Origin of the sequence: Micromonospora phytophila (assembly GCF_023656545.1) — a bacterium.
In the GTDB taxonomy this organism is placed as follows: domain Bacteria; phylum Actinomycetota; class Actinomycetes; order Mycobacteriales; family Micromonosporaceae; genus Micromonospora; species Micromonospora phytophila.
The window spans coordinates 1-12,100 of sequence record NZ_JAMOKF010000157.1 but is presented as its reverse complement, the minus strand read 5'-3'; the positions used below and the strand labels follow the sequence as shown (position 1 = coordinate 12,100).

The 12,100-nt window shown below is 65.7% G+C and carries 10 protein-coding genes, 1 tRNA gene and 2 pseudogenes; 3 read left to right on the top strand and 10 right to left on the bottom strand.

The annotated features are described in order from the left end of the window. The coding region (locus tag NCC78_RS18680) for a tetratricopeptide repeat protein (protein WP_250795933.1) at positions 1-326 on the bottom strand (326 nt) is incomplete at its 3' end. A 233-nt stretch (positions 327-559) separates the two neighbouring features. Here NCC78_RS18680 and NCC78_RS18675 point away from each other — a divergent pair. Beyond that, positions 560-643: transfer RNA gene (locus NCC78_RS18675), tRNA-Leu, on the top strand. Positions 644-714: 71 nt separating this feature from the next. On the opposite strand, the gene NCC78_RS18670 is transcribed toward NCC78_RS18675, so the two are convergent. From NCC78_RS18670 to NCC78_RS18635, 9 genes and pseudogenes are all read right to left on the bottom strand, one after another. Beyond that, positions 715-1,545: a recombinase family protein gene (locus tag NCC78_RS18670; RefSeq protein WP_504920455.1), complete on the bottom strand. Its 831-nt coding sequence runs from the start codon at positions 1,543-1,545 to the stop codon at positions 715-717. Then, positions 1,530-2,333, bottom strand: a complete 804-nt coding sequence (locus NCC78_RS18665) for a recombinase family protein (protein WP_250795932.1) — start codon at positions 2,331-2,333, stop codon at positions 1,530-1,532. The genes NCC78_RS18670 and NCC78_RS18665 overlap by 16 nt, the downstream gene beginning before the upstream one ends. Positions 2,334-3,210: 877 nt before the next feature. Beyond that, the gene (locus NCC78_RS18660; RefSeq protein ID WP_250795931.1) at positions 3,211-4,386 is read right to left on the bottom strand and encodes a hypothetical protein; all 1,176 of its coding nucleotides are present in this window, start codon (positions 4,384-4,386) and stop codon (positions 3,211-3,213) included. A 248-nt stretch (positions 4,387-4,634) separates the two neighbouring features. Continuing rightward, complete coding sequence (locus NCC78_RS18655; protein WP_250795930.1) at positions 4,635-4,826, bottom strand: DUF664 domain-containing protein; 192 nt, start codon at positions 4,824-4,826, stop codon at positions 4,635-4,637. Between the two features lie 571 nt (positions 4,827-5,397). After that, positions 5,398-5,568 (bottom strand): annotated as a pseudogene (locus tag NCC78_RS32565) (DUF4365 domain-containing protein); the annotation flags it as partial. Positions 5,569-5,717: 149 nt separating this feature from the next. Further along, positions 5,718-7,334, bottom strand: a complete 1,617-nt coding sequence (locus NCC78_RS18650; protein WP_250795929.1) for a GTPase — start codon at positions 7,332-7,334, stop codon at positions 5,718-5,720. A gap of 3 nt (positions 7,335-7,337) precedes the next feature. Further along, positions 7,338-8,978 (bottom strand): GTPase domain-containing protein, encoded by a 1,641-nt coding sequence (locus tag NCC78_RS18645; protein ID WP_250795928.1) that lies wholly within the window; start codon positions 8,976-8,978, stop codon positions 7,338-7,340. Positions 8,979-9,955: 977 nt separating this feature from the next. Next, on the bottom strand, positions 9,956-10,393 hold the full coding sequence (locus tag NCC78_RS18640; RefSeq protein ID WP_250795926.1) for a hypothetical protein: 438 nt from the start codon (positions 10,391-10,393) through the stop codon (positions 9,956-9,958). Positions 10,394-10,589: 196 nt separating this feature from the next. Then, positions 10,590-11,309: pseudogene (locus NCC78_RS18635) on the bottom strand (IS6 family transposase). A gap of 71 nt (positions 11,310-11,380) precedes the next feature. On the opposite strand from NCC78_RS18635, the gene NCC78_RS18630 reads away from it, so the two are divergent. Both NCC78_RS18630 and NCC78_RS18625 read left to right on the top strand, forming a co-directional pair. Continuing rightward, entirely contained in the window at positions 11,381-11,503 is a 123-nt protein-coding gene (locus NCC78_RS18630) for a hypothetical protein (protein ID WP_372495156.1), read from the top strand. 57 nt (positions 11,504-11,560) lie between these two features. Beyond that, positions 11,561-12,100 (top strand): hypothetical protein (locus NCC78_RS18625; protein ID WP_250795925.1); only part of this gene is annotated, 540 nt, incomplete at its 3' end.

Genomic DNA, 12,100 nt, shown 5'->3' with positions numbered 1-12,100 from the left:
TCGTGCCGGTTGCCCAGTTCGTCCGCGACCGCGGCCAGCTCGAACGAGAGGGCCAGCATCAGCGGGTCGGCGTGCGGCCAGCGTCGCTCGCCCGCGGCGAACGCCTCCTCCAGCACCCGGCGCGCGGCGCCCGGGTCGTCCGCCTCGCGGTGCAGCCGAGCCAGCAGATGCGCGGTGCTCAGCACATCGGGGTGATCGTGACCGTACGGCGGCCGGGCGGAGCCGACGGCGTCGGCGAGCAGCCGGCGTGCGGCGGTCAGCTCGCCCGCAGCGCGCAGGGCGAGGGCCCGCTGCTGGACGGCGGCCAGGGGAGAGGCATGGGGCACGTGGCCATGCTGCCGGTTGACGGCCGCCGGACGCTACCCGGAACCGGCGGCGTGGGATCCCTCGTCGGCGCCGCGCGACCCTCCCCACCTGCTGTGGGGCGCCTCGAACCGAGCGGTCGGAAGCCGATGTGCATGATCCACCCGAGCGGTGTACAGTAACTCCCCGTGCGGCCCGCCGGGCGGCCAACGGATGACAAGATCATCCTGGCCGGCGCGGTAGGCTGGACGAGTAGGTCCGGGTGGCGGAATGGCAGACGCGCTAGCTTGAGGTGCTAGTGCCCGTATAGGGCGTGGGGGTTCAAGTCCCCCCTCGGACACAATTTAGTACATGATCCACTTGGGTTTGCCTGAGCGGATACCGTGCGGGCCGTCGGCCGGTAGGTCAGGGTTAGTCCCAGTTCGCGGTAGAGCGGTAGATCAGTGCCTTGTCGGCAGGGTCGGCGTCGCGGAGCACGGCGATGATGTTTCCCAAGGTCTCCACGATGTGGCGGATTTCGTCCGGGCTCATTGTCCGACGTCCGGTGAGCCGACGCAGGTTAGCTTCGGCGGTGACCTGTTCGGCTTGGACGTCGGCGATCCATCGGCTGACGATGGTGGGGTCGGTGCCGCTGTCGAGAGCGGCGCGGTAGCGGTCCAGCCGGGTTGCGCAGGTGGCGAGGGTTTCCCGGGCTGCCTTGATCGCCTGTTGGTCGGCTTCGTTGTGTTGGGCTTCGGCCATGGCCTGGACGGTTTCGGTGAGTCGGCCTGGGGAGAAGGCTTGGGCGAGCCACGGGTCGAGTTGTTCGAGGATGTGGTCCTCGCGGACGTAGACGCTGCGGGGGTGGGCGATGCGGTTGGTGTCGGCGTACTCGGCGGCGTAGGTGCAGCGGTAGTGGTTGCGGTCGTTGTTGAAGCTGCCGATCATGCGCCGCTGGCAGATGCCGCAGTGCAGCAGGCCGGACAGCACGTAGCTGCGTTTGCTGGCCCGGGGCTTGGTGACCCCGTCGGGGCGCCTGCCCGCACTGGCGATCAGCGTCTGGACGCGGGTGAAGGTCTCGTCATCGATGAGCGGTTCGTGGACTAGGGCTCCGGAGTAGATCCACTCCTGGGTGGGGTTCCAGCGCAGTTTGGTTTCGTGTCCGAGGGCGACGTCGTCGACGTCGATCAGGATTTCGGTCTTGCGTTGTTTGTTCCACACCTGGCGGCCGGTGTAGCGGGGGTTGGTCAGGATGACGCGGATGGCGCTCTTGCTCCATGCCGTGGTGGTGCGGTGCGGGTTGCGTCGCCGGTCGTAGGCCGAGGGGGAGAGGATGCCGTCGCGGGGGTGAGTCCTTCGGCGATGGCGAAGATGCCCTGTCCGGCGAGGTACTCGGCGTATATGCGCCGTACGACGGGTGCGGTGAGCGGGTCAGGTTCCAGGCGGTGCAGCCGTCGACCGTCGGCTGCCTTGCCCGGATTCGGGTGGGGACCGGCGTCGACGAGCCGATAGCCGTAGGGCGGCCGTCCGCCGAGGAACCGTCCCTCGGTGGCGGCTTGGGCTGCCATTGCGCTGCGCACTCGCACCTTGATTCGGTTGCGCTCACCCTTGCTCATGCCGCCGTAGAGGGCCATGACGAGGTCGTGAGCATCGCTGCCCGGGTCGACGGCCCCACCGACCTCGGGCACCCACAGCGCGCCGCCGTAGTGCTCGAACAGAGGGAACGTCAGGCCGAACTGGTTGCCGTAAAAAACGCGCTGCGGTTCACCGATGACCACGCCGTCGAAGCCCCGGCCCGGATCGCGGAGCGCGGCGAGCAGCCGAGCCGCCTCAGGGCGACGCTTCCACGGCAGCGAGCGGGACAGGCCGACGTCAAAGAACTCGACGACCACCTGCCCGCCTGCGGGCTCGATCAGTGCTCGTGACCGGGAGAGTTGCCAGGCGCGGGAGGCTTCCGGGTCCTGCTGGTCCTCGGTCGAGACTCGCCCGTAGAAGGCGAAACGCAGCGGCTGAGGGGTGACTGACCGCTGCGTGGCGCCGACGTTACTCATTGTCCATTCCATTGTCATGCTTCCTCGCTCTTGGGGTGGCGAAGTCGTTGATGCGCGGCGAGCAGTATCCGTAGGAGGGCGCGCGCGGCGGCCTGATTGAGATCGGGTGGGTCCGCTGGCGCGATTACCGCTAGTTGTTGCGGGTCGCGTTTGTGTATGTTCTGTTCGTTGGGTTGATTATATTCCGGGTCGTGGGAAATCGGGAAATCTGATTTGTGAGATGCCATAGGCGCTCCGAGGAGTGGTGGCCTTCGTTCGACTGGTCTGGCGCGGAATCCTCATCGGTTGCCTTTCTCTCGTGGGCTTGACTCATTCGATGCGAGATAGCCCGCAGGCATGAGTTCTGCGGACCATCCATTCCTGGCTATGTGCAGACATGGCGCATAGCAAGCCCCAACGAGAACTTGTTCTCGGTGGGGCCCTTGCCGGTGATGTAGCGCCGACGGCCGGTGGAGCCAGCTACCTGCGGACGGCCGGTGGCCGCCCGGGGGGTTGGGTGTCGGCGTACAGCTTCACCTACAGAGGTATGTATGTCGTGACATACAAAGACCCACATGTCGATAAGATCGGCGTTGGTCGCCCTAGGTCGCGAAGCTCACAGTGCCGTGACGTTATCTGGTTACGTTTGGTAACTGCGTCACTTGACGATCGGCGCGTGTCGCGGCAGAAGAGTAAACCTGACCTCGGACGGCCCACATGCCGTCATGGGGTTCTGCTAAGGGTCAAGCAGCGTTGCTCGCGCCCGGACACATCGTTGAGTCGGCAGATCGAGGATTGAGCGGCGACTGAGTCGAGCTGAAAACACCATCATCCGCAACGGACGCCATGGCACCACATGATGCTGTTCAGCGTAGCGACCAAGGCTTTGACTTCGACCCTACGCCGTAGCTGCGCCGCTTGTCCGCCGATACGCGAAGACGCGGAACTTCGGCAGGGTAAAGGGGACCGCCGGATCAGTTAGATCATTTGAGAGACCATCTGAAATCGCCCGCCAATCACTCTGATTCAGATCGCAAAGGACTCGCACGCGGGCTACCGACGCTCGTACTTGCGCGGCCACTTGTTCTCGCATCCGTTCGTCCTGATTTGCCTCTATTGGTTCATCGAAGCCTTCGATACGAGACAATCGCGCTAGTTGCGCGATCTCCTCAATCTGAGCATGGATCGCAGCGTACCGACCTCCTGTGGCAGTAAGAAATAGCAGAACGCCTCCTAGCGTCAAGGAGTGCGCCAGACCCACGAGTTCCCGCTGAAACGTCTCTGCTATATTGACGCTGGTCAGAAAATTCGAAATGAAGACCAAGTCATAGGCGCTTGGTATCTGCGCCGGATACGCGTACGCCTCCTGCCATGCCTCCCGCGGATCAATGTACTCATCGGCTTGATCGTATTCACGGACGATCCTGTCCTTGATCGCCTTTCGGTATCCATGATGCTGCTCGTGAACCGAAAACCCTGCGAAATTGTCGTAGGTACGGCTAAATGGGAGGGGACGTCGCTCGGCCGGCGGCGTGCGGCGAACCATTAGCTGTTCCGAGAAGTTGTGAATAATGGTGTCCCAGGCAATGCCACGATCCAAGGGGTGGACGACGGCCCTACCGACCACATACTCACTGTCCCCGTTCTCGTTCCAATCTGCCAGGTCATTGTAGAAGTCGTGGGCAGCGAAAGAACTCGGGGCTGGGCCAGCGCCGACGTCGAGAACTGCAACGCGTTGCCTTCGGATAGGCGCAAACCCGAGTCTCAACAGTCGTTGCAGTACCTGATCCGCGCGCCCATAGCGGTCCGCAAAATGGAGGATAAGATAAGCGAGTCCTGCCTCGAGATCCGAAAAATCGAGATCGTCGCAGCGCCTGAGTGCATCAGGTAGTCTGGCGGCAAGCAGGGGGCAATCGGCACGACCAAATAGCATACCAAAGGTGGCATCGACACTGTCGCATACCGACTTCATATTCGAAGCATCGAGCCCTGCGCTGCGGCGCCAGGAAAGATACGATTCGGCATTTGCAATCTGCCATTGGCGGGCCGACGTGCCAGGTCGCTGCATAGTCATGGACCGTATGCTATATCACTCCCATTTGCCCCTTCTCCTTGACATTTTCCGCTCGGCAAGATCACGTGCGCGCTCATCGGCACGTCCGGGCTCCGACCGTGCAGTCTCGCTATGACGCTGCGTAGCGCTCGGATCGCGGCAAATCCGTGCATGTGACCCAGGCTTCGGCTGCGACGGCCGCTGGCAGAATGCACACGGTTTCTCGGACGAATTGGACGGCATCCGCGGGTTACGCGAAGATCGCGTCCTCAGGCGAACTCGCGCGCGGTGGAATCCGGCCTCTCGCGGTAGGCGGCCCACCACGCCTCGTCGCCCTCGACAACGTTGTCGCCGGGCCGCCGCCAGCCGACCTGGCCGTCGACCAGTTCGCGCACGATGTCGGCGTGCCCGGCGTGCCGGTTCAGCTCGGCGAGAAGGTACGGCTGTGCTACGACATTCACGAATCGCACGCTGGTCGGCAGTTCGTGTGTCCATCCGGCCAGCAGCGCACCGAGCACCGCGCGAAGTCCATATAGGCTGAGAAGGCGGCGCTCCACGAACTGCCTCACCGTGTAGGTGTCGAGTGTGGAACACTGCCGTTGTCAACAATCGGCCCCTATAGCAACGGGATCGACGCCGACAGCGTCGTCCCCGGTTGGGTTTTGGTTTGTGTTGATCTCGGGCACGCTATTTCCACACGAAGCGTGATGGTTCTTCATGGTTTGCCTGATCCCCGTCGCGTTGGACGGGGCAGGGCTCAGGCAAGGGCTCTGTTGGTTATATAAACTCACTGTGATCAGCTCGGGAGACGGCATCCTGCCCGCCTTATGTCCTATATGGAGTAGCGTGTCGCGATGTCGATGAGGCCGAGGGCGTCGGTGGAGATTCCGGCGCAGACCGTGGCGGTTGTCCGGGCGGCGTGTCCGGGTGGTACTCGGGTGACGCGGGTCCGGGGCGAACAGAACGTCGGCTATCCGCGGATCCGTATGGTGTCGGCTGGTGGAGTGCGGCACCCACGACCCTCCGTTGGTGTCAGCTGTGGATGCAGAACGCGTTTCCGTCTGCATCCACTATGACGACGATTACGGGCAGCGAGTGCCCGAGCCAGTAGGCAAGGTGGTCGCTGCTGTCCCGGAAGGTCCAGCCGTCTGCATGCGGTTCCGCGAACCGAGATGGGCCGCCCTCGATCTGCATCGCGATAAGGCGGCCGGGGACGAGGCTGTCCGCAGAATCGAGGCCAGGGAGAGGCTACGTCTGCGGACCGACAGTTTGAGCCGTACCCCGACTGGAATGTAGGTAGACCTTGGGACCCGGCGATGCTGATCAGGCACGGCCCGGCCAAGCCGCCGAGATCATTGCTCCAACTGCATCAGCAATTCCAGCAGCAAGTGGTTCACAGCGATCAGGGCAGCGACGTCACGGTCGCCAGCTGCTTGCTTCGCCAACACACTCAATCGCTGCCGCGCGATGACGGCGTCCAGCTGGTCGCAGCGCTCCATGACAGCGGCGCGCGCTGATGCCGCCCACGGACCGACCATCTCCTCAGCGATCTGCAGCGCCTTCGGACGCCAGCCGCGACTGCGGTCGGCTTGCTGCCGAGCTCGCTGTGCGCCGCGGTACTCCTGCCAGAACCCGAAGGCTGCTTCGCCGATTACGAGGGCGGGTCCGAGCACACGAGCTATCTTCGCGGTGCCCTCGGCTGCTTTGACCGCTCCCCACGGGGGGAACTTGCGACCGACGCCGTGCCAGATCTGCTTGACGGCTGTGTTGCCGACGCCGCCAGGCCGGGCGCCGGCACCGCCGAAGTCACGGGCAATCGACTGCAGACCGCGCAGGATCTGTTGTCGGATTACCGGCCATGCGGGAACAGCGGAAGGTTGCTCGGGGACAGCGAGCTCTTCGCTTCTGGGCTTCGGCGAATACCGTTCCAGAGCGCTACCCACATTCTCGCTCGTCCGCTCCGCGTCGGCGTCCAGGACACTGTCGAACTGCTTCTGCGCCTCGTCGGCGACCGCGCTCAACTGGTCCTCGTCGATGTCAGGGCCCAGTTCCACGAGCTTCGAAGCCACGAACGCCTTCGCCTCCTCCGCGGCGCGGCTGACAGACTCGTTCATCTGTTGCCGCTGTTCAGCAATGGCGCCAGCGACCTCGTCGAGTCGGCTGAGGAGCGGGTCGCCGCCGGCTGTGACGGACATCGTGTCGATCGCGTCACGGCCGTAGGCGGCGAGCTCTCGCAGTGGTGTTGCAAGCCGTAGGTGTGCTCCGCGCGCGCGAACTGTCTCGTCAAGAAAGTCGGCCAGTTTGCGTATGCCTGACATCCGCCGCCGCTGCTCTGGCTGCGGGAAGTCCTCTGCCTGCAGCCAACTACGTGCGTCCGTCCGCACCACCGGTATCAGGTCGAAGAGCTCGCCCAGTACTTCTCGTAGGTGACCCTCAACCTGTGCCGGGTCTGACCCTTCTGCGGCGCTCTTATTGACGACCAGGAGCAGTTGACTGAGAGTCCGTAGCCGCTGCCGCAGGAGTGTGAAGTAGTCCGCGGCGACGTCATCGAATCCTTCTGCTGTGGCGACGAAAACCACTGCGTCGGCGCCGCGCAGCGCCTCCTCAGTGATCCGGTCATGCGCTTCGTGTTCCCCAGTCCTTACTCCCGGTGTGTCGACGATGAGATGGCCTTGCCACGGGTATGTCGTCGCTCGCATCGTCGCGATGTCCGCGCCGATCTCAATGTCGAGACCGGTGAGGCACTTGATGAGCGACGACTTGCCCGCTGAGTACTGACCGACGAACACGACCGTGACCGCGTCCGCCGCATCGGCGGTCGGCACATCAGTGGCGAGCGCGCGGAGCTCGTCGTGCGCCGCGTTGGTGAGGACTGTGACAAGTCGGTCGCGGGCGTCGTGTGTCGCGCTGACGATGCGGGCAAGCGCGAGCAGGTCGGTGCCTGCCTGGCTGATTTGGCGATCAGTCATGTCTCAGTCCATCCCTGATTCAGCTTCACTTGCAAGTTCCCTGACCAGGCGCGTGAGCTGAGCGGACCACATCGCGTACGTCTCAATGCGCAGAGCCCTCTCGTTGAGGACTGCATCAAGGCTTCGGCGGATTGGCTCCCAGCTTGCGCGCAAGGCGTCTTCGGCGCAGGTACGGGCCTGCGCCAGCGCGGACATGTAAGCGGCCTTGGCCGCGTCCACTGAGGCTTCCCGTTTGGCCAGCTCACCCTTGACCGTCGGCGCAAGGTCTTTCCGGATGTTGTCGACGGTTCGTTCGTCGACAAGGCCAATCACCAATGAGGCGACCCGTCGGTCGGTAAGCGCGACGGCGGCCACTGCAGCGGCTCCCTTCACCCCGCGAGCTACCCAGTTGGCAGCGCGCGCATTGAGTGGGTCGCCATCGAGTGGCGCTTCTGGCAGTTGCGGCGCCTCGACCCGCATCTGCAGGGTCGGCAGGTCGAGACCGTGGCCGTCGACGAGCTGCTGCCGGCACTTCTCGGCGGCACCCTCTGCGGCCTGCGCGAGACTCACGTGTGCCTGCTTGCTCGCTGCGACCGCCTCGGACCGCATGTGCTCCTGCGCCTTCCCCCTGTGCGGCTCCTCCGCCGCGTAGCGCGCAGCTGCCACGACCTGCGTGGTGGCCGATGCGAACGCGTTCGCAGCTGCGCGCCTGACCTCATCCCCGTATTCGTCCGCAGCTGCCTCGGTGTCATCGCGCAGGCCTTTTCTGGCGGCGACGAGTTCCCTCTTGTGGGCCCGAAGCGTCGCTGCGACGACATGAGTTGCCTCCGCTGCATCAGCCGCGCGTGCGCGGAGCACCGCAGCGGCGGTTGCGGGGCGACGTGCGTGTGCTTCCGCCGCGGCAACCGCCAGCGCCGCCTCTGCGGCCGGCACACCAGACTGGCTCAAGAGGCGCTGGTCCTCGCCCTCGAGACCGCACTGCGCAAGCCACAAGTTGACGTGCGCGATCGTCGGGTCGCTGACATCAACTTGCGCCAGCACATGGCGAATCCGTGCTTCTTGACCACTGATGTCGGAGAAGATGACTGCGGGCGATAGATCGCCGACGAGCTCCTCGGCTGTGAACGTCTGCTTGTGATTGACAAGGACGAAGACTGGGATGCCGGGAGCGATGGCTTGCAGCACGGGGGCCACTGTCGCCGGCTGCTGGCTGTCGGACCCCGCCACCCACACAACGAGGTCAGCATCTTTCGCGGCCGTCAAGGCGGACGCATCGTCGACGGCTCCCTGGTAGGCGCCGACGCCGGGCGTATCGACAACGTCAATGTCCCGCCACCGGTACGTGATCGGGATACTCGTCGTGCGTTGCCCGCCCTTTCCGATGCCGTCGGCGCCCTCGCCTGTCAGGACGAAGCGAAGCGTCGACTTCCCCGCCTTCGTACGACCGATGCACACCACCCGCGCAGCATCGCCGCGCACCCGGACCAGCTCGGCCAGGAGGCCTTCGATGATCTCCCGTGCCCGCGCGATCCGCACCTTCAGCGAGGCATCGCGAACCGTGTCATCCTCTTGCCCGGTGGCGGCCTCGACCTCTTCGAGCATCGCCAAGAGCCGGCTAGCGACGTGAACGACATTCGCGTTCCCGCCCTGCGCGTCCGCAGGCACTCTTGCCTCCTCCCTGTGCGGCCAACGCACCTCGAAGGGGACATTTACATCGATGTGCCCCGTGCAGCGGTGTCGCGTCATAATGATCGCACTTCCCCTGCCAGTCGTCCTGGGTCGTCGCCGTGATCACTAATTGGGATGGCGTTCGCACCGCCGCCGGCGTCGTGCCCGCGCGACCGGGCGCCGGCTCCATCGCGCGCCCGCGACCAGTGCGGACGCCTGGACAGCTCGCCGGGGCGGCTTCTCGCGCGCGGCGTCCAACAGCGCCTCTGCATGGGATTAGCCGGAATGTGCTCGCAGCGGCTGCGGCCATCGGTGCAGTCGATGCCTCGACGCACCTGTTTCTAGCCGCGGACGACCGATGGACTAGCCATCAACGCGGCGGTTGGCCGCCAGCGGCGTAACCTTGCCTCCGACTTGGAAACGCCCCCGGCACGGCTCACCGAAGGCGGCAATCCTACGCAGCGTGGACCTCACCCTCGCCTCGCCGGCAGGGACGTCGCCCGTCCGGCGGAGGGGCGGTGAGTTCTCTCGCGCTGTGGTCGCTTTAGGACTGCTGTCGGCGTACGGGTGAACGGGACCAGGCGCGCACGACCGAACGTGGCCAGTCCGACGTACCTGTCCATGCACCTCATGATCAGGAAGACTTCGACATTGATCAGCTGATGCTGCCTGCCATCGGGCCCGGCGAGGGAGACCATGCTCGCGCTCATCCGACCGGCCGGAGATCGACGCAGCCCTCGACGAACACTGCGGTAGTAGGTCGAGACCAAGCCGACCCGCACCGCAGCCGCGCAGCGGCGAGGAGCGGAAGCGGCGCGGTAGTAGGGGCTATCCGGCTTGCCTTCACGGCAACCACGTGCGCCGGGCAGGGCCTGGGCCGCGGGTAGGAGGCTGGCCCCGTTCATCTGTACCTACCTGGTCCCGTTCACCCGTACGCCGACAACTGCGCGCCAGGTGGTGAAGGCATGCCCTGGTCAACGCAGCCGCAGGGTGGCGTGCGCGGTGATCTTCTGCCAGCCGGGCTGAACCGGCAGTAGCTTCTCGAACTGGCGTTTCGCGGCCTCGCGATGCATCACAATCTCCGCCACACTCGCAGCGACGGTCGAGATGCCCGCGCCCAACACCGTCTGCACCTCCTGCCGGGTCTCGGGTTCGACGAGGTAACGGACTGTGCCGACCGTGGCCAGTGCGCCGACGACGAGCCACGGCCAGGGCACCCGACGTGCTGCGGCGGCGAACCCATCGAAGACGCCGGAGACTGCCATACCGAGAAGTGAGTCGAGTGCGCCGACCAGCCGTCCGAGCGGGCCGAGCTCACCCGCGGCACGCAACTCGTTCAGCCATTGGCCGTGGGCCAGATGGTCGTGCTGTTCGCCGTAGACCGCTCGGAGAGGTGCCTTGTCCCTGCTCAACAGCGCGGCGTTGAGCAGGATCGCCAGGGTCGCCGTGGGGACGTCGTCGGGGTCGCAGTAGTCGCTGTTGCCGGGCGGCTGGGCGAGGAAGTCCAGACGTTGCTGTTCGACAGCGGTCGTTAGTCCGTCGGGAACCTGAACGGGCGCCGTTGCATTATCTGATGGGAAGGCGCGTTACGCCCGGGTCGGGTCCGCGTCAGATGACCCGAGCGAGTTCACTGAACGCCGAAGCGACTCGGAGCTTGGGCTGACTGTCGAGCCCGAGTTCGTAGTGTCCGCGGCGGAGGTTCTGGATGAATGCGTGTCCGGCGATGATCACTTGTGCGGTCTGGTCGGTCCGGAGCCCGCGCATCGGTCGTAACCGGTGCTTGAGCTGACTGTGGTCGGCCTCGATCGGATTGTTGGCATGCTGCTCGACGTGGTGCCACGCCGAGGGGATCAGGTCGTCGAGCACGGCGGGGTAGACCGGCGCGGCGTCTGTGACCACCTCGATGGGCGTCACCTTCAGCATCTGCAGCGCCCGCTGGAAGAACCGCCGGGCCGCGGCGGCATCACGGCGGGCCGAGACGAGCACGTCGATGACCTGCCCGTGCTGGTCGATCGTTCGGTAGACATACGCCACACCCGGTTGACCTTCACATACGTCTCGTCGACGAACCACCGATCACCCGGGGAGTGGCGAGCGAACCGGGCGGCGTCGGCCAGCAGCGGGGTGAACCGTTGCACCCAGCGGAAGACGCTGACGTGGTCAACCTCGACACCGCGCTCAGCCAGGAGCTCCTCCACGTCCCGGTAGGAGAGGTTGTACCGCAGGTACCAGCGGACCGTTGACGACGATCACCTCTGCGGGGAACCGGAACCCGGTGAACGCCGACCTCGGCGGCGACCAGGGACGACGAGTACTCGACGGCTGCACCCGTCGAGCCTGCCTCGATCCCTCGACACGGGCAACGCAACAGACCCCTACGAACGGACAAGACAGCGCAGGTGGTCATCGCCGGCCACGCGTTCATGCAGAACCTCCGCCGCGGACACTACGAACTCGCCGTCGACGCCCCGCCCGCTACGCGGGTCGACGCTGCGTTCGCCGAACTCGCCCAAGCGATCTGACTCCCGGACCCGACACGGCTTCAACACGTCCGCCGATCCCACAACGCAGACGGACGGGTGTTTGGGCACCTCGCCGACCGGGACTGCCACCTGTCGTTCCTGACCGGCGGGCAGTGCGTGCTGCCGCCGGACGAGGGCGGCTTCGACTGGTTCCACCGGCCGGAGATCCAGACGGCCGAGGGGGAACTGGTCGCGGTCGGGCACCTCACGGCCGGCACCGGGCACGCCGACCTTCAGGCGAGCGCGGCGGCCGCCGTAGCGCATTACGACGACACGGGCACGCAGGTGGCGGTGGTGCGGGCCGGCCGGGACGCCCACGGCACGTGGGTCGCCGGGTCGCTGGTGCCGGAGGCCACCGAGGAGCAGGTGCAGCTGCTGCGCCGATCGCCCCTGCCCGGGGACTGGCGGTGGATTGGCGGGGCACGGCAGCTCGTCGCGGCGCTGTGCGTCAACGTCGGCGGGTTCCCCGTCGTGCGCGGCCGGTCGTCGGGCGGCCGGGCGTACGAAATGGTCGCCTCCGGCTGGGCGGGCTGGCGGCCGTCCGACCCAGAGGCCGACCGGCGGCGGGACTTGGCGGCGCTGTCGCCGGCCGCGTTC